14 protein-coding genes are annotated in these 18,731 nt (G+C 71.3%); 12 read left to right on the forward strand and 2 right to left on the reverse strand.

Annotation, left to right across the window (positions count from 1 at the left end):
* Positions 1–495 precede the first annotated feature (495 nt).
* Positions 496–2,196 (forward strand): sugar nucleotide-binding protein, encoded by a 1,701-nt coding sequence (locus LV79_RS30335; protein WP_253841712.1) that lies wholly within the window; start codon positions 496–498, stop codon positions 2,194–2,196.
* Between the two features lie 94 nt (positions 2,197–2,290).
* A complete protein-coding gene (locus tag LV79_RS30340; RefSeq protein WP_253841713.1) occupies positions 2,291–3,367 on the forward strand; it encodes a glycosyltransferase family 2 protein in 1,077 nt (358 codons plus the stop codon).
* Positions 3,368–3,540: 173 nt separating this feature from the next.
* Here the strand turns inward: LV79_RS30340 and LV79_RS30345 are convergent, their stop codons facing one another.
* Complete coding sequence (locus LV79_RS30345; RefSeq protein ID WP_253841714.1) at positions 3,541–4,236, reverse strand: hypothetical protein; 696 nt, start codon at positions 4,234–4,236, stop codon at positions 3,541–3,543.
* A gap of 291 nt (positions 4,237–4,527) precedes the next feature.
* On the opposite strand from LV79_RS30345, the gene LV79_RS30350 reads away from it, so the two are divergent.
* The 10 genes from LV79_RS30350 to lipP1 all read left to right on the forward strand — a co-directional run bounded on the left by LV79_RS30350 (position 4,528) and on the right by lipP1 (position 17,710).
* Entirely contained in the window at positions 4,528–5,241 is a 714-nt protein-coding gene (locus LV79_RS30350) for a GntR family transcriptional regulator (protein ID WP_253841715.1), read from the forward strand.
* Between the two features lie 177 nt (positions 5,242–5,418).
* Positions 5,419–7,353, forward strand: coding sequence for a primary-amine oxidase (locus LV79_RS30355; protein ID WP_253841716.1), 1,935 nt, complete (start codon positions 5,419–5,421; stop codon positions 7,351–7,353).
* Positions 7,354–7,603: 250 nt separating this feature from the next.
* A complete protein-coding gene (locus tag LV79_RS30360) occupies positions 7,604–8,305 on the forward strand; it encodes an ABC transporter ATP-binding protein (RefSeq protein ID WP_253841717.1) in 702 nt (233 codons plus the stop codon).
* A gap of 47 nt (positions 8,306–8,352) precedes the next feature.
* Positions 8,353–10,122, forward strand: a complete 1,770-nt coding sequence (locus tag LV79_RS30365; protein ID WP_253841718.1) for a branched-chain amino acid ABC transporter ATP-binding protein/permease — start codon at positions 8,353–8,355, stop codon at positions 10,120–10,122.
* A 98-nt stretch (positions 10,123–10,220) separates the two neighbouring features.
* Complete coding sequence (locus tag LV79_RS30370; RefSeq protein WP_253841719.1) at positions 10,221–11,387, forward strand: ABC transporter substrate-binding protein; 1,167 nt, start codon at positions 10,221–10,223, stop codon at positions 11,385–11,387.
* Positions 11,388–11,428: 41 nt separating this feature from the next.
* Entirely contained in the window at positions 11,429–12,295 is an 867-nt protein-coding gene (locus LV79_RS30375) for a branched-chain amino acid ABC transporter permease (protein ID WP_253841720.1), read from the forward strand.
* 113 nt (positions 12,296–12,408) lie between these two features.
* The gene (locus LV79_RS30380; RefSeq protein WP_253841721.1) at positions 12,409–13,539 is read left to right on the forward strand and encodes a zinc-binding dehydrogenase; all 1,131 of its coding nucleotides are present in this window, start codon (positions 12,409–12,411) and stop codon (positions 13,537–13,539) included.
* Positions 13,536–14,513 (forward strand): methyltransferase, encoded by a 978-nt coding sequence (locus tag LV79_RS30385; RefSeq protein WP_253841722.1) that lies wholly within the window; start codon positions 13,536–13,538, stop codon positions 14,511–14,513. Before LV79_RS30380 ends, LV79_RS30385 begins: the two co-directional genes overlap by 4 nt.
* A gap of 50 nt (positions 14,514–14,563) precedes the next feature.
* The gene (locus LV79_RS30390; RefSeq protein WP_253841723.1) at positions 14,564–16,732 is read left to right on the forward strand and encodes a N,N-dimethylformamidase beta subunit family domain-containing protein; all 2,169 of its coding nucleotides are present in this window, start codon (positions 14,564–14,566) and stop codon (positions 16,730–16,732) included.
* Entirely contained in the window at positions 16,733–17,710 is a 978-nt protein-coding gene (gene lipP1 / locus LV79_RS30395) for a LipP1 family hormone-sensitive lipase (RefSeq protein ID WP_253841724.1), read from the forward strand.
* 36 nt (positions 17,711–17,746) lie between these two features.
* Here lipP1 and LV79_RS30400 read toward each other — a convergent pair whose 3' ends face one another.
* Positions 17,747–18,694, reverse strand: coding sequence for a cold-shock protein (locus LV79_RS30400; protein WP_425547601.1), 948 nt, complete (start codon positions 18,692–18,694; stop codon positions 17,747–17,749).
* Positions 18,695–18,731: the final 37 nt, after the last annotated feature.

Here is an 18,731-nt window from a genome sequence, read left to right on the forward strand (position 1 = left end):
GCGCGGGCGGGTCAGGCGGTCGACGCGTCACTGTGTTCCTCCTCCTCTGGCTCGTATCGGTGGCACCCCGGCGAGGCGGCTTTCGGTATCGGTCGGGCAAGGGCACCGGCCAAGCGAGCCCCTTCGGTCGAACGGACGACATCGGTCAGGCGAGCGGTGCTGCTCAAGCAAGGGGTGTTGGTCAAGCACGTCCCGGCGGCCCGGCGGACGACGTTGCCCGGCGGCCGTATCGGTCGGACGAGTGGCGTTGCTCGGTCGGGTGGCGGTGATTGCGTGAGCGCTGCTGGTTGGGCGGATCGTGTTGCGGGTGGGCGGGGTGAGTCGTGGTGGTTGGGCGGGTGGTGTGAGCGGCGTGGGTTGTGTTGGTGGGTGGGCGGTTTGGTTGGGCGGGTGAGGGGGATGGTGCGGCCAGGGGTGTTGGGCGCGTGAGTGGTGCGTGGGCTGGTCGGGGTTTGTTGGCGGGGTTGGGTTGTCGTGGTGGTGCGGCACAGGGGGATGGACGTGGCGGGTTTCGGGGTTGTCGGTGGCGCTTCGGTGTGGGGGCGGTGGTTGGTCACTGGGGCGTGCGGGCAGCTGGGCGGGCACGTGACCGACCTGCTCGCCCGGCGGGGAGCCGCCGTGCTGGGCATCGGGCGGCGCGGATGCCCTGGGGGACACGGGACTGTGCTCCCCATGGACCTGCGCCGGGCCGGTGATCTCGACGCCGTGCTGCGCCGCTACCGCCCGACCCACGTGGTCCACCTGGCCGCGGTGTCGGCGCCCGGTGCGGTGGCGGCCGACCCCGCAGCGGGGTGGGCGCTCAACGTCGGCGTGACCGAGCGGTTGGCCCGGTACGCGCGCGACGAGAACGCGTGGCTGTTCTACCCGTCCAGCGACTTCATCTGGGCGGGTTCGGCCCGGCGCAGGTACCGGGAGGACGACGTGCCGGTGGAGCGCACCGCCTACGCCTGGACCAAGCTCGCCGGGGAGCGGGCGGTCCTGGCGGCGGACGTGGGCACGGTCGCCCGCCTCTCCCTGCTCCACGGCGACCCGTTGTGCCCCAGGCGCACCACCTGGACCCGGGTCGCGGCGGCACTGCGCGCCGGGCAAGAGGTGCCGGTGTGCACCGACGAGTACCGCACGCCGGTCTCCCTTGCCGACGCCGCGCGGATCGTCGTCGGGTTGGGGGAGCGGCGGGTGCGCGGCCTCGTGCACGTCGCCGGGCCGGAGGTGCTGACCCCACGCGACCTCGTCCTGCGGATCGCCGACGGACTCGGTGTCCCGCCCAGGTTGCGGTCCATCTCCCGTCGCGATCTGCCCGGCGGCGTCGACCGCCCGGCGAACATGGCCATGTCCGGCGAGCGCCTGGCCGCCCGGTGGCCCGAGCTCGCCCCCGGGCCGATCCGGGTGCGCCCCGCGTTCGGCGTGGTGATCCCGGTGTACCGGGGCGCGGACGTGCTGCACCGTGCCATCCACTCCCTGGCCGCCCAGGACTTCACCGGCGACCTGCACGTCGCCCTCACCGTCAACGACGGTGACCCGCGCACCCTGCGCGCCGCCCACCGCCTCGCGCCGGTGCTGCGCGAGGCGGGTGCCCGGTGCGTGGTGCTGACGTCACCTCCCGGTCGCGTGCCCGCGATCAACGCGGCCGAGGCTGTGCTCCCCGAGGGCGCGCGTCTCTACCTGGATCAAGACGCGGTCCTCTCACCTGACAGCCTCACCGCCCTTGCTCGCGCGCTCGCGCCGGTAACCGGCCTGCACTTCGCCGTCCCCGCTGTGCGCATCGCCGCCACCGACAGCGTCGTGTCCCGCGCGTACTACCGCACGTGGCGCTCCCTTCCGTATGTCCGCCAATCCCCAGCAACCATGGGCGCCTACGCCGTCTCGGCCCAGGGTCGCACCCGGTGGGACACCTATGCCCCGGTGCGCTCGGATGACAAGTGGGTCCGCTGGCACTTCGCCCCACACGAGCGCACAGTCGTCACGACGGCCACCTATGAGGTGATCGTCCCGCGCGGCCCCCGCGAGTTGGTGCGCGCCCGCCGCCGCTACCAGCGCGGCAACGAGGAACTGACCCACCTGTCCCTCGCCCACGGCGACGGCGCGAACCGGCACCGGGGCGTGGCCGCCACGCTGCTGCGCCGACCAGCGGCAGCCGCCGTCTTCCTCGGCGTCCACGTCGCGGCGGCCGTGCTGGACCGGTTGTCGGTGAAGTGAGTCCTGTGTGCGTCATGGCATCAGTTTGCGGGCGTCGCGGGGCGATCGGTGGGGGACGAGTTCGCCTGTGGACAAGTCTGGGGGTTGTGGACAGATGCGCCTGAGGGTGGACGTGGTCGTTCCCGCGCGGGACGAGGGAGCGCTGGTGGGTGCCTGCGTGCGCTCGGTGTTCGTCGGGAGCGAGGGGGTGGACGTCCTCGTGATCGTCATTGCGAACGGCTGCTCCGACGACACGGCCGAGCGAGCACGGGAAGCCGGGGCTTTCGTCGTCGAGGTCGCGGGCGAGGGCAAAGCCGCCGCCCTCAACGAAGGCCTGGCGCGGTGCCGGGACAACACGGCGGTGGTGTTCCTGGACGCGGACACGGTTCTGTTGCCGGGCACGCTGGCGCAGATGGCCTCGGCGATGGACGCGCCCGAGCCACGGCTGGTAGGCCCGCGACCACTGGTGGTCCGGCCATCGGGTTGGCTGGCCCGCAGTTTCGCGGCAGTCTGGACCCGGCTGCCCGCCGTGACCGGGGACGTCATCGGCGCGGGGTGCTACGCGATCAACGCCGCCGGACGCACCCTCGTCGACCGCTTCCCCGACGTGGTCGCGGACGACGCCTGGGCGCGGACGCGCTTCCAGAAACGCATCGTCGCAGGTGAGTTCTTCCTCGTCTTCCCCGAAGGCCGCGAACTGGCCCACGTCGTGCGCCGCTGGCGCGACGGCAACGCATCCCTACCATCGGCCCCATCTGCCGGGACAGGCCAGAACCTGGGATTCGCCCTGCGCAACCCGACCCTATGGCCCCGACTCCCAGGCTTCCTGGCAGTACTCGCCCTAGGCCGCAAACACCACGGCTGGGCTCGCTCGAACGGCGTCCGAACTGCCACAAGAATGGCCCCCGCCTACACCTTTCTCACAGACGGCCCAACAACGCCCGGCGCCCGAGAACGCCTCTACGCACTAGCATCAAGACTCCCCACCGCCTCGCTATACGGCGGCGGCCCAACCCCGGACATCCGCCCCGGCAAACCTCACCACGCAGCCCTAGTCGAAACCCGCCTATGGGAACGCATGGGAAAACCCAAGACCTTCGACGACTTGTGGTCACGAGCTCGCGCCGCAGGAGCAACCCCATTGGTGTTGCCGCTACGACCACCCGACGCTGTCTCCGCCTCTATCGCCTAGGTGATCTCGCAACGCCCATCCTCGTTCGAATGACGACAGGCTGCTGCGGCAAGCAATAGGCTGCTGGTGGGTGTGACAGTGGGTCCAAGGCCGGGCGGTGCACCGTTCACGTCGCGTTGACGGGTGAACACCGTTGCCTTCGAGCAGTCCTGGCTGACCGCGCCGTCGCGGGTCTACCGTCTCCCGGCCTGAGTCGACCTTCCTGGCGCAGCGCCGGTGTGCTGGTGCCGGAGTGCGTGGGCCATGCCGGACAGGACGCCGACTTCCTCGTCGCCGAGTGTGTCGTAGCCATGGAGGCCGCCTGGTTCGGTGTCGTTCCACTGGCCGAGCCAGGCGATGGTTCCGGTGAGGTCGAGCAGTGGCCCGCCCATGGCGCGGACGAGTTCAACGGCCACCGCATTGGGGTGCTGCGGGGTGCTCGGGCACGCGTTGCAGCCCTCGACGACGACGCCGCGCAGAGTGCCCAAGTCGTGGAAGGTAAGGGCCTGGGGGCGGTAGCCGTGAGTGTCGCGGCAGCGGCCATTGGGGTCGAGCGCTTCGCTGTAGAGGGCGACGATGAGGGGCCACTGGATCCATCGCGATTGCGTGTCCGGGGCGGCGTGTTCGGTGGGAGTGGGGTCGAACGCGTAGCGGCTGGGGGTTTCGTGCCGGGTGAGGTTGCCGTCGGGAGCGATGGACACCCAGTGGATGACCTCGTCGGGCTCGGGCCTGTCGAAGATCAGGTCTGGCATGCCGTGGACCCGGATCGCGGAGAGCTGGATGGTCGCTGTGTAGGCGGCGATGTCAAGGGAAGTGGTGGTTGCGTGGTCGTAGTTGTAGAGCAACTGGGCCGTGGCGGGGACGGGCCGGTCGATAACGCTGTCGGTCATGGCTGATCCTCGGTCATGTGGTGTGGTTCGGTGGGTCGACCGCGTGGTGCATCTCCCGCCATGTGGTCCACCCTCCGCGCCGGATCTCCATCGGCCCCTGCCGGATCCCTCGCCAGGACCACGACCTCATGTCAGAAGCCGATTTGAGCTACATCAATGTAGCTCACGAGGCTATGTGTACTACCCAGAGGTGAGCTAAAGGTAGCTTGAACTACACTCGCTAGTGATGCAAGTCTAACTTGGTCTACCATGGTCGGGTCGACCGAAAGCCACGGGATGTGAGAAGACGACATGGCGGGATACCTGGACATCGCGGCTCACTTCCGCAATCGGATCGCGTCCGGGGCGTTGGCCCCCGGCCAGCGGCTGCCGACGCTGCGGGAGGTCATGGCCGAGTTCGACGTCGCCCAGCAGACGGCTGGTCGGGCCTACAAGGTGCTCAAGGCCGAGGGGTTGACCAAGGCCACCACCGGGGGCGGGACGGTGGTCGCCGATCCCGCGAGTGCCATCGACGCCAGGGTGCGGGGTTGGGCCGCGACCGGTCGCGCGTTGTCCGCCGACGAGTCGTCCGAGATCGTCGAGATCGGTACCGTCAGTGCTGACGAGCCGGTCGCGACCCGACTTGAAGTCGAACCGGGCAGCCAGGTTTTCGTCCGCAGGCGGGTGGTCAGTCGTGGCGGTGTGCCCGCGCACCTGACGAGTTCCTACTACCTCGCCGAGGTTGTCGCGGCGACTCCGGAACTGGCTGAGCCGACCTCCACCGGTGGATCGAGAGAACTCGCCGCGCAACGGTTGGGTGCCAGGCAAGACCGAGTGCTCGAGGAAGTCACCTCCAGGCAGGCAACCGATGACGAGAAGACCAGACTCGGTCTGACCGGCTCAGGACCGACCGTCGTCACCCAGGTCACCCGTACCGTCTGGCTCGTTGACGGTCGCATCGTCGAGGTCGCGGTGAAGGTCTGTCCTGGTGCGACAGTACTCAGGTGGTCCACCCCCTTGGGCTGATGTCGCCCCTGGGTGAGGGTCTTGTCCTCGAACCGCGACTGCGCAGCCCGCGGACTTCGTCACGGGGCGCGCTGAGCGGCGCGCGCACCGGACGGAGCGGGGGCGTGCTCTGCGGGACAAGGGGTGTGCGGTGGTTGGCTAGGGCTGGGGGGCGGTGCGCGGGTCATACTCGGGGGTATGACTGCGACGAGAGCTCAGGTGCGGCATCCACTTGACCCGTTGAGTGGTGAGGAGATCGCTCGGGTGCGGGCGGTGTTGGTCGCCGCGGGGCGGGTCGGGGAGACCACGCGGTTTCCCAGTGTGTTGTTGGTGGAGCCGCCGAAGGCCGAGGTCCGGGGGTACCGGGAGGGGGCGGTGTTCAGCAGGCGGGCGCAGGCCGTCGTGCTCGACGTCGCCACCGGGGTGGCCAGTGAGGCGGTGGTCGACCTCGTCGTGGGTGAGCTGCTGAGCTGGCGGGACCTGGCCGCGGGCGAGGGGCAGCCCGCGGTGCTGTTCGAGGAGTACGACCGCAGCGCCGACCTGGTGCGCGCGGACGAGCGGTGGCAGGCCGCGCTGCGGCGCCGGGGGATCGAGGACTTCTCGCTGGCGTTCGTCGCGCCGCTCTCGCCCGGGTTCTTCGACTACCCCGAGGAGAAGGGGCGCCGGGTTCTCCGGGCGTTGACCTTCCTGCGCGACTTCGAGGAGGACAGCCCCTGGGCGCACCCCGTCGAGGGCCTGCTCGCCAAGGTGGACCTGATCACCGGCGAGGTCATCTCCGTCGACGACAGCGGGAACGTCCCCGTGCCCGCTGAGCACGGGAACTTCGACGCCGCGCACGTCGGGCCCGCGCGCACCACCCTCAAGCCCATCGAGATCACCCAGCCCGAGGGCGTCAGCTACACCGTCGACGGCAACGAGGTCACCTGGGAGGGCTGGCGGTTCCGCGTCGGCTTCAACGCCCGCGAGGGCCTCACCCTGCACCGCATCGAGTTCGACGGCGACTCCGTGGCGCACCGGGTGTCCATGGCCGAGATGGTCGTCCCCTACGGCGACCCCGCCCCCTGGCGCTACTGGATCTCCTACTTCGACGCGGGCGAGTACCTGCTGGGCAAGAACGCCAACAGCCTCAAGCTGGGCTGCGACTGCCTCGGCGTCATCCACTACTTCGACGCCGTCGTCGCCGACGACCACGCCAACGCCGTCACCATCCCGCAGGCCATCTGCATGCACGAGGAGGACTACGGGATCCTCTGGAAGCACACCAACATCCTCACCGGCGCCACCGAGGTCCGCCGCTCCCGCAGGCTCGTCGTGTCGTTCTTCGCCACCATCGGCAACTACGACTACGGCTTCTTCTGGTACTTCTACCTCGACGGCACCATCCAGCTCGAGGCCAAGGCCACCGGCATCGTGTTCTGCGGCTCCGCCGAACCCGGCACCACCTCCCCGTACGCCGCCGAGATCGCGCCCGGCCTGATGGCGCCGGTGCACCAGCACCTGTTCTGCGCCCGGCTGGACATGGAGGTCGCGGGCGAGCGCAACACCGTCGACGAGGTCGACGTCGTGGGCATCCCCACCGGCCCCGACAACCCCTACGGCAACGCCTTCACCACGACCACCACCACCCTGGCCAGCGAGTCCGGCGCGCAGCGGGTCGCCGACGCCACCAAGGCCCGCACCTGGGTCATCCGCAACGACGACAACACCAACCGGCTCGGCAAGCCCCGCGCCTACCAGCTCATGCCGCACACCGGCCCCACCCTGCTCGCTCAACCCGACTCCACCGTGGCCGCGCGGGCCGCCTTCGCCACCAAGCACCTGTGGGTCACCCAGCATGACGAGGCGGAGAACTACCCCGCAGGCGACTACCCCAACCAGCACCCGGGTCAGTCAGGTCTACCGACGTGGACCAAAGCCGACCGCGACCTGGAGAACCAGGACCTTGTCCTCTGGCACGTGTTCGGCCCCACCCACGTGCCCAGGCCCGAGGACTGGCCGGTGATGCCGGTCGACTACAGCGGGTTCACCCTGCGCCCGCACGGTTTCCGCGACCGCAACCCCGCGCTCGACCTGCCCGACGGCGCCAAGTCCTGCTCGCACTGCCCACCCGGGCAGTGCCACTGCGGACACTGAGGAACGCCACGCCCGATCTGCAACTTGCGTATACGGTTGTTGACTCCACCCACTGTGGCGGAATCGCGACCAGAACGTGACCCGCCCTGGACTTTCCCGGGCGGGTCACGCCCGTTTCGGCCCCGTGGCGGCGCGGTTGTCCACTGGTCCCACCGCATTTCGGTATTTCTACGGACACAGTGGCCCACCCCACAGGCGCAGGCTGTTCGCCACACCGCCACCCCCCGTTTCCCAAGGATGGTGCTTCCCCGTGAGTGTTCTGTCCATCGCGGACGTCTCGGTCGAGCGATCGGGCCTGCCGATCGTGCGCGGCGCGACGGTCGCGGTCGCCAGGGGCGCGGTCACCGTGCTGCTCGGGGTCAACGGCGCGGGCAAGACCACCCTGCTCGAAGGGGTCTCCGGGGCCATCCCGACCACGGGCGGCCAGATCACCCTGGAGGGTGTGCGGATCGAGAAGCTGCGGGCCTGGCGCAGGGCGCGCGCCGGGCTCGCTCACGTCGAGCAGAACCGCACCGTGTTCCGCGACATGTCCACTGAGGACAACCTGCGGGCCGCGTGCGGGCCGGGCGTCGCCGTCGACGAGGTGCTCGAGCTGTTCCCCGAGCTGCGCAAGCAGATCTCCGCCCCGGCCGGGCTGCTCTCCGGCGGCGAGCAGCAGATGCTGGTGGTCGGCCGCGCGCTGCTGGGCAGGCCAAAGGTCCTGATGATCGACGAGATGTCGCTGGGCCTGGCGCCGATCGTGGTGGAGCGGCTGGCCCGCGCGGTCCGCCTGCTCGCCGACAGCGGCGTCGGGGTGCTGCTGGTCGAGCAGTTCGCCACCCTCGCACTGGGCATCGCCGACCGCGCCTACGTCATGGCCAGGGGCGAGATGGTCTACGCCGGTGACGGCAAGGCCCTGCTGCGCGACGAGTCGCTGCTGCGCGCCCTCTACCTCGGTGACACCCGGGTCTGACGGCCCCCGACCACCAGACCACCCACCGGCGACTGGAGCCCCACGAAGTGGACACTGTGCGCAACACCCGGCCCAAGGGCGGGTTCCTGGCCGCCGCCGGGCCCCTGGGCAAGCCGCTGCCGCTGGCCCTGGCCGTCGCCGCCGTGGTGGTCGTCGTGCTCTCCGCCGTCTCGGACACCTCCACGCTGTTCAACCTGACCAGCGCCGCGGTCTCCGTCGTGTTCATGCAGAGCTACGGCCTGATCACCGGCCGGGCGGGCGTCATCTCCCTGTGTCAGCTCTCCTTCGCCGCCATCGGCGCCTGGACCGTGGGCTGGGCCAACGTCAACGACGTCCCCGGCGGGCTGTACGTGTGGCTGCTGCTCGGCGGCCTCGCCGCCGTCGTCGCGGGCCTGCTCATCGGCCTCCCGGCGCTGCGGCTGCGCGGGGTCAACCTCGCCGTCGGCACCTTCGCCTTCGCCATCGCCCTCGACGTCGTCTTCGGCGGCCTCAACTTCCCCGGCCAGAGCAGCTCCGACTTCGTCGAGCGCCCCGAGCTGTTCGACACCGACCAGGCCTACTTCGTCTTCGCCGCCACCGTCGCCGCCCTCATCTTCGTCGGCCTCCACTTCCTCGACCGCTCCCGCCTCGGCGGCGCCCTGGTCGAGATCCGCCACTCCGAGCGCGCCGCCGCCGCCCACGGCATCAGCGTCACCCAGGGCAAGCTCGCCGCGTTCGCCCTCAGCGCCTTCGTCGCGGGCATCGGCGGCGGCCTGATGGCCGGGCAGCTCGGCGTGGTCACCGCGGGCAACTTCTCCTCCTTCGCCTCGGTCGCGCTGTTCGCCATCGCCCTGTTCGTCGGCACCAACAACGCCGAGGGCGCCATCGCGGGCGGCCTGATGGGCGCCTTCGTCCCGGTGCTGATGGACCAGATCGGCATCCCGCAGGACCTCGCGTCGCTGCTGTTCGGCCTCGGAGCCATCCAGGTGCTGCGCATGGGCCAGAGCCAGACCGACCTGCTGCGCGTGCAGCGCCGCCGCAAGCGGCTCGCCAAGAACCCGGTGACCCCGCTCGAACCACCCCCGGTGTCGGTGTTCCCGCGCAAGCGCCCCATCCGCGTCACCCGGGCGGGCGCACCCGCCCTGGAGGTCAAGAACCTGCGGGTGGCCTTCGGCAACCTCGTCGCCGTCGACGACGTCAGCCTGGTGCTGCCGCGCGGCCAGATCGTCGGCCTCGTCGGCCCCAACGGCGCGGGCAAGTCGACGCTCATCAACACCGTCACCGGCTTCACCAACCGCTACACCGGCCAGGTCCTGCTCGGCGGCAAGCCCATCGACGCCCTCGCCGCCCACCACCGGGCCAGGGCGGGCGTGCGGCGCTCCTTCCAGCAACTGCGCGTGCCCACCTCCATCTCCGTGGGCATGTTCCTGCAGGTCGCGGCGGGCAAGACGCTCACCGCCAAGGAGATCGACGAGCAGCTCGCGCTCTTCGCCTGCCCCCCGGCCGACACCCCGATGGAAGCCGTCGACGTCGCCACCCGGCGGCTGCTGGAGGTCGCGGGCCTCGCCGTCGGCCGCCCCCCGGTCCTGCTCCTCGACGAACCCGCCGCGGGCCACTCCAGCGACGAGACCCGGCTGCTGGTCGAGCGCCTCTCCGAGATCCCCGAGCGCTTCGACACCTCGCTGCTGCTCGTCGAACACGACATCGAGCTGGTCAGGGCCACCTGCGACCAGGTCGTCGTGCTCGACTTCGGCCGCGTCATCGCCGCGGGCCCGCCCGCCCAGGTCCTCAACGACCCCACGGTCATCGCCGCCTACCTCGGCGACTCGACCCACTAGCCGCACGACGCCCCGTCAGCACCAAGACGCATCCCCGACGACACGAGCACCACCCGCAGCACCCGGCAAGTCCCCCTCTGTGTCCCAGGAGTCAGAACATGCGCACAGCGTTAGTCAAGGTCGGCGGCATAGTCGGCGCCGCGGTCATCGCCACCTCCGTGGTGGCGGGCTGCGGCTCCAGCGACGACGGCACGATCAAGATCGGCGCCATCGCGGGCCTCACCGGCAACTTCATCACCGAGGAGGTCGTCAAGACCGCCAAGCGCGTCTTCGACGACGTCAACGACGCGGGCGGCATCAACGGCAAGAAGATCGACTTCATCGTCAAGGACGACGCGGGCAACCCGCAGCGCACCGCCCAGGTCGCCCGCGAACTCGCCGACGACGACGTGGTCGCCATGGCCGCCTCCGGCAGCTTCACCGACTGCGACGTCAACGACGCCTTCTACCGGCAGCAGAAGATCAGCTCCATCATGGCCGTCGGCGCCAGCGCCAAGTGCTTCCAGAGCCCCACCATCGCCCCGGTCAACGTCGGCCCGTTCACCCTCATCACCGCCGAACTGCTCTTCGCCTCGCAGACGCTCAAGAACGACAAGATCTGCAACTTCACCGTCGTGCTGCCCGGCTCCGAGGAAGCGGTCAACAACGCCCTCGCCCAGTGGGAGAAGATCAGCGGCAAGAAGCTCGCGGTCAGCGACACCACCGTGCAGCAGAGCGGCGACCTCACCCCGTACCTGCTGCGCGCCAAGCAGGCGGGCTGCGACGCCATCCTGTTCAACCCCGGCGAGCAGCTGGTCGTGCCGTTCCTCAAGGCCGCCCAGACCCAGGGCATGACCGACGTCGACTTCCTGCTGATGGCCCCCGCCTACACCGAGAGCGTCGCCAAGGCCGTCGGCGACCTCGGCCTCAAGGTCTACGCGGGCAGCGAGTTCGAGCCGTTCACCGCCGACAGCGACGCCAACAAGGGCTGGAAGGACGCCGTCACCCGCGCCGGTGCCCCGGCGACCGCCTTCTCGCAGGGCGGCTACCTCGCCGCGGTGTTCCTCGTCGACGTGCTCAAGTCCATCAAGGGCGACATCACCCGCGAGTCGGTCAACGAGGCGCTGCGCACCATGCGGCCCATCAGCAACCCGATGGTCGGCACCCCGTTCACCTTCGGCCCCGGCGACCGCCACGCTCCCAACCAGGCCTCGAAGATGGTCGAGCTCAAGGACGGCAAGTGGGTCCCGCTCGGCGACTTCATCACCGTCCCGACCTCCTCCTGACCCGCCCTCCCAACTCTTGATCTCCTGACCCGGAGGCTGTCGTGCTCCAACTGTCCGCGGCCATCGCGGGACTGGTCACCGGCGGGGCCTACGCCCTGATGGGCCTGTCCACGCTGCTGACCTACCGCCTGGTGTCGGTGGTGAACTTCGCCCAGGCCGCCGTCGGCGCGTTCGGTGCCTTCGCCATGGTGGTGCTCTACGAGGGCGGCCTGCCGCTGGTCCTCGCGGTGCCCGCGGGCATGGCCGTCGGCGCGCTGCTGCACTGCGGCCTCGGGGCCATCATGGTGCGCTGGTTCTCCGAGTCTGGCGAGGGCGTCAAGGCCGCGGTCACCATCGCCATCTACACCGGGCTCGTCGCGGTGGGGCTGCGCCTGTTCGGGGCGCAGCACCCGCACCGCTTCCCCAGCCCGTTCGACGCCCCCGCGCTCACCCTGGGCGGCGTGGTGGTCACCTGGACCGCCATCGTCACCATGGTCCTCGCGGTGCTCTTCGCCGCCGCGCCCGCCGTGCTGCTCAAGCGGACCCGCGTCGGCCTGCTGCTGCGCGCCCAGGCCGAGCGGCCCACCACCGCCGAGCTCATCGGCATCCGGGTACCCCGGCTGTCGATGATCGTCTGGGGCATCGCGGGCGCCGCCAGCGCGCTGGCCATCATGATCATCGCCCCGCAGCTGGCCAGCGACTTCGGCTCACAGGCCGCGCTGATCACCCCGGCACTGGCCGCCGTGCTCATCGGCGCGTTCCGCAGCTTCCCGATCACCCTGCTCGGCGGCCTCGCCCTCGGCGTCCTGCAGGGCCTGGCCAGCACCTGGCAGGCCGTCCAGCAGTTCCGCGGCGTGCTGCCGTTCGTGGTGATCCTGGTGGTCCTCGTCTGGACCCGCCGAGGCGACCGCTGGGACGAGCCCGCATAACTCGGTGTCACTCCCTCCCGCCCCCCGCCCCCTCGTCCCCGCCCGGCATCGTCCCCGCCCAGCCAAGAGTCCACTGGGGACTGAGTCTCACCCCGTGATCCCGAGGAGTCCGCATGAGGCCACGTGTGACCATGGCCGCGGTGCTGCGCGAGTTCAACGCGCCGCTGGAGATCGAGCAGGTGCCGCTGCCCGCCGACCTCCCGCCCGGCTCCGCGCTGGTCCGGGTGACCCGCACGACCCTGTGCGGCACCGACGCGCACCTGTGGCAGGGCGTGCTGCCCTTCGTCGGGCTGCCGCAGGTCCTCGGGCACGAGATGGTCGGCGAGGTCGTCGCCCTCGGCCAGCACGCCGACCGCGACGCCCTCGGCCGCCCGATCACCCACGGCACCCGGCTGGTCTGGTCGGAATCGGTGTGCGGGAGCTGCTACGGCTGCACGGTCCTGCGCGAACCGGTCCTGTGCGCCGACCGCGGCTACGGCTTCCGGCAGCGCGCCGACAAGTGGCCGTTCGTCATCGGCGGCCTCACCCAGTTCACCTACCTGCCGCCCGGCGCGCACCGGCTCGTCGTGCCCGACGCCATGCCCGACACCTGGGCCGCCTCGGCCGGGTGCGCGGTCAAGACCGTGCTGCGCGCCTTCGCCAACGCCGGTGGCGTCCGCCCCGAGTCCACAGTGGTCATCCAGGGCGCCGGGCCGCTCGGCCTGGTCGGCACCGCGCTGGCCAGGGCGACCGGCGCGGGCCGGGTGATCACCATCGGCGGACCTGCCAACCGGCTGGCCATCGCCCGCGAGTACGGCGCCGACGTCACCATCTCCATCGACGAGGTCTCCGACCCCGACGAACGGGTCGCGCTGGTGGAGGAGCTGACCGAGGCGCGCGGCGCGGAACTCGTGTTCGACTTCGCCGGATCGCCCTCGGCCAACCGCGAGGGCGTGCTGATGTGCGGGCAGCGCGGCAAGCACGTGGTGGTCGGCCTCGCCGGACCGCAGGCCATGCCGGTGCCGATGGACGTGGTGATGGGCCGCGAGATCCAGGTCATCGGCTCGCTCAACGGCGACGTGTCCGACCTGGACCGCTCGCTGCGCTTCCTGACCGCCTTCCGCGACCGCTTCGACTGGGACGCCATGTTCGACGCCCCGGTCGGCCTCAGCGGCGCCGACGGCGCCATCAAGGCCATGGCCGCGATGACCGCCGTCAAGGCCGTCATCGACCCCGCACTCGACTTCGAGGAGATCTCCGGATGACCAGCGACCCCGTCGACCCCACCCCGCTGGCCGCCGTCGCCTCGGGGTTCATGGCCGCCAAGCAGCTGTTCGCCGCCAGCGAGCTCGGTGTCTTCGCCGCGCTCGGCGCGGGCGCCACGACCACGACCGAGGTAGCCGACGCGGCAGGCTTGCCGGAGCGCTCCGCCCGCGTCTTGCTCGACGCCATGGTGGGTCTCGGCCTGGTGTCCTATGTAGATGGTGCATACCGCAACACCGACGCCACCGCCGCCTACCTCTCCGGCGGTGCGGGCCTGGACCTGCGGCCGTGGCTGGCGTTCTGGGACACCCTCAGCTACCCGCACTGGCTGGGCTACACCGACTCCATGCGCACCGCCGAACCCCAGCCCTTCGACATGGGCGGCGAGCGGATGGGCACCTTCATGGGCGGCGTCCAGACCTACAACTCCCTGCACGCCCAGCAGCTCGCGGGCGTCTACGACTTCACCCCGCACCGCAACCTGCTTGACCTCGCGGGCTTGTCGACCGCCTTCCTCGACGAGGCGCACAAGCGGAACCCGTTGCTGCGCGGCGCTTTCGTGAGCACCGACATGATGCTCCAGATGGCCAAGGCGGGCGCCCCGGCCGGGTTCACCGACTTCGTCGAGTTCCACGAGGCCGACCCGCTGACCACCGACGTGCCGGGGCACTACGACGCGGTGCTGCTCGAGCACGTCCTGCACCGGTTCACCCCGCAGGAGAACAAGACCATCCTGACCCGCGCGCGGTCGGTCGTCGACGCCGGTGCCACCCTGCTGGTGCTGGACTTCCTGCTCGACCCCAGCGACGGCCGCCGCCTCGACCCGGTCCTGGCGGGGGAGTACCTCGTCATCGACGGCACCGTCGTCTACCCCGAGGACGAGGTCAGGTCCTGGCTCGCCGACACCGGCTGGCGCTGGGTCGAGACCCGCCCGGTCCCCGCGTCGCCGCGCGTGCTCATCGCCGAAGCGGTGTAGCGCCGTGGGCTCCCCGATCCCCCGCCAGCGACCGAAGGGATGACCCCGACATGACTCGTCGTCCGGTCGACCACACCGACGCGCCGATCACCGCCTACACCGACCGGATCTCCGCCCGGCCCGGTGAGCGGATCGGTGTGCGCGCCAGCTCCACCGAGCAGGAGGCGCGCGTGCGGCTGCTGCTGGTCGACCACGACGGCACGGCCCCGGTCCGGGTCCCGGTCGCCGCCGGGCTCCCGGACCGGGTCACCGTGGCCCACCAGCACCTGGACCAGGGGTCCTACGGCGTGGTGCCGAACCCGCCCGCGTGCGACGGCGGGGTGACCTTCGCGGTGTGGGTGTGGCCGACGTTGCTCGGCGAGACCAGGGTCGGGGTGCTGACCCAGGACTCCGTGGCCGAACTGGGCATCGATGCCACCGGGCGCCCCGAGTTCACCGCGCACACCGACGACGGCCCGGTCACGGTGACCGCGTCCGCGCCGCTGTCGGTGCGCCGCTGGTACCTGCTCACCGGGTCCTACTCCGAGCGCGGCGCCCGGCTCGAGGTCCGCCCCGGCGCGCCGCTGGCCAGGGAGAAGGCGTCCACCGTGGTGGTGTCCCCGCCGCGCGGCGCCCTGTCCACATCGGACACGCCGCTGGTGTTCGCCGCCCGGCTGGTCGACGGGGTCGTCGCGGACAACTACGACGGCAAGATCAGCGCGCCGTGCGTGTTCGACCGGGCGCTCGACGCCGCCCAGGTCGCCGAGCTCGCCGCCGACACCACCGGCGCCTGGCACCGCGGCGCCGCCGCCCAGTGGGACCTCGCCCAGGACATCGGCGGCGACCGGCTGCTGGAACTGGTCGACGGGCGGCACGGCACCCTCCACAACGGACCGCAGCGCGGAGTCACCGCGCACGACTGGACCGGCGAGGTCCTGGACTGGCGCTTCGCCGACACCGGCTACGGCGCCGTCCACTTCCACGGCTCCGACTTGGAAGACGCTGGCTGGGACGAGGTCCTCGCCATCGACCTGCCCGAGGACCTGCCCGGCGGGTGCTACGCCGTCGAGCTCACCACCAGCGCGGGCGTCGACCGTGTCCCGTTCTTCGTCAGACCCAAGGCCGACGCGCCCCGCGCGCCCATCGCGTTCCTCGTGCCGACCCTGAGCTACCTCGCCTACGCGCTCGAACACGTCCACATGGCGTTCCTGCCGGAGGACCCGGCCGAGATCGCCGCGCCGTTCGCCCGCCGCAACCGGCTGCACAGCCTCTACGACCGCCACAGCGACGGCAGCGGCGCCGCCACCGCGTCCCTGCTGCGGCCCCTGCTCGGGATGCGCGACGACCACGTGTTCCGGCACGCCAGTGGCCCGCACCAGTACAGCGAGGACCTGCACCTGGTCGGCTGGCTGGGCCGCCAGGGCTTCCACTTCGACCTGGTCACCGACCACGACCTCGACGCCGAGGGCGGCGCCGCGCTCGCCGGGTACGGCACCGTCGTCACCGGCAGCCACCCCGAGTACTGGACCGGCACCATGCTCGACGCCGTCACCGACCACCTGCACGGCGGCGGCAAACTCGCCTACCTCGGCGGCAACGGTGCTTACTGGGTCACCGCCGTGCACCCGGAGAAGCGGCACGTCGCCGAATTGCGCCGCGGGTACTCGGGCGTGCGGATGTGGGAGAGCGAGCCGGGGGAGTTGCACCTGGCCGCGACCGGCGAACCGGGCGGGCTGTGGGCCGAACGCGGCCGCTCCCCGCACCGGCTGTTCGGCATCGGCACCACCGCGGCCGGGCTGACCACCGGCGGGTCCTACGAGATCGTCGCCAAGCCCGGTGACGCCGTGCTCGACGCCCTGCTGCGCGGCATCGACCGCGACGTCCCGCTCGGCCAGTTCGGCGCCCTGCTCGGCGGCGCCGCCTCGTTCGAGACCGACGCCTACGACGAACTGCTCGGCAGCCCGCCCGACACCCGGCTGCTCGGCCGCGCCCTGCTCGGCGACGCCTACATGTCCGCCGACACCGGGCCGACCACGCCGCACCCGCTGTCCGACCCGGTCGACCGCCGCCGCTCCGACCTGACGCTCCTGGACACACCGGGGGGCGGCGTGGTGTTCTCCGTCGGCTCGATCGGGTGGTGCGCCGCGCTGTCGCACCGCGGTGACGCCAACGACGTCTCCCGGCTCACCGCCGCCGTCCTGCGCTCGTTCGGCGCCGACCGGTACGGAAAGGAGCACTAGATGCCACTGCACCCTGAAGCCAAGGCGGTCATAGAGGCAACCGACGCCGCTGGCGGCCTCATCCCGGTAGGCCTGTCACCCGCCGAGCTGCGCGCCGCGTTCACCGAGAGCTGGCAGATCCCCGACGACGTCGAACCCGTCGGCCGCGTCTACGAGCGCACCATCCCCGGCCCCGGCGGCGACCTGCGCGTCCGGGTCTACGAACCCACCGGCGAGGGCCCGTTCCCCGGCCTGGTCTGGTTCCACGGCGGCGGCTGGGTCCTCGGCTCGTTCCAGGAGAACGAGGCCGTCTGCCGCACCCTGTGCCGGGAGGCGGAGACGGTCGTCGTGTCGGTCGAGTACCGGCTCGCACCCGAGGACCGGTTCCCGGCCGCCGCTGACGACGCTTACGCCGCACTCGCGTGGGTCACGGAGAAGGGCGCGGAACTAGGCATCGACACGCTGCGGATCGCGGTGGCGGGGGAGAGCACGGGGGGCAACCTGGCCGCTGTCGCCTGTCTTATGACTCGCGACCGGGGTGGTCGGCTGCCGCTACTGCAGGTCTTAGCGTCACCGGTGATCGCCCCGCCTTCGGACGACCGGCCCTCCTACGTTGACTACGCGACTGATCACTTCTTGACCCGCGCGTCAATGGAGTGGTTCTTCGAGCAGTACCCGCGCGACCGGACTGACCTGACGGACCCGTACCTGTCCCCACTGGCCGCCGCTGACCTGTCCGGCTTGCCACCCGCCCTCGTGATGACCGCCGAGTACGACCCCCTGCGTGACGAGGGCGAGGAATACGCCCACCGCCTCATGGACGCGGGCGTCCCCACCGAACTCGTCCGCTACCACGGCCAGATCCACGGCTTCTTCGCCCTCCTGGCCGACCGCCTCACCATCGGCCCGGTCGCCCACCAGCGCGCCATCACCACCCTCCGCAAATCCTTCACCGAGGGCCTGACCCTGGAGATCCCCCGCATCCGCCCCAGCCACTAGCCCGCCTCCGGGGATACACCGGTAGCTCTGTGTCGTTCAGAGGCGTTCGACGCGGTCGGCCTGCGGGCCCCGATCGCTCTGGCGCACCGCGTACCGGACCCGGTCACCCTTCTGCAGCGGCTCCGACCCCATGATCACCGACACGTGGGCGAAGAGATCGTCGCCGCCCGCGTCCGGGGTGATGAAGCCGAAGCCGCGGTCGCCGTCGTAGCGCGCGACGACGCCCTCGCCGCCTCGTGCGGGCACGTCCCGCGCGGCAGGCCCCGCGGCCGCGGCAGGTGCCGACCGCTGCGGCGCCGTCTGGGGCTCGGCGCCCCGGACCAGGTGCACGTCGCGGGCCTGCGGGCCCTTGTCCCCACTAGCCACCTCGTAGGCGACGCGGTCGCCCTCCGCGAGCCACGTCAGCCCCTCGGCCAGGGCCCGGGCGTGGACGAAGACGTCCCCGGCGCCGGAGTCGGGGTTGATGAAGCCGAAGCCCTTGTCCTCGTCGTACCAGGCCACCGTGCCGTCGGCGCCGTCCCCGATACCAGCCGCGGCGGGTAAGCCTGCCCCTGCTCCCAGCGGGACCACGTGCCCGGCCTGCGGGCCGCGCTCGCCCTCGACGACCAGGAAGGCCACCCGCTGCCCCTCGGTGACCACGCCCCCGGTCACGATGGCGGAGCTGTGCACGAAGACGTCAGCGCCGCCGCCGTCCGGCGACGCGAAGCCGTACCCCTTGCCCGGCTCGTACCAGTTGACGGTGCCGAGCAGGCCCACGGCGCTGCCGGTGGCCGCGTCGGCGGTGACGCGAACGCGCAGCGCCTGGGGCCCGCGGTCGTTCTCGCCGACCTCGAACGCGACGGCCTGACCCTCGCGGAGCACTTTCGGACCGCCGTCCTCGACGATCTCGGAGGCGTGCACGAACACGTCCGGCGAGCCGTCCTCGGGTGCGAGGAAGCCGAAACCCCGTTCGGCGTCGAACCAACGGACGGTTCCTTGCGGCATCAAAGGCTCCAGATCGAGAGGGCGGGCACTGGCCCCC

The organism is Actinokineospora globicatena (genome assembly GCF_024171945.1).
Classification (GTDB): Bacteria; Actinomycetota; Actinomycetes; order Mycobacteriales; family Pseudonocardiaceae; genus Actinokineospora; species Actinokineospora globicatena.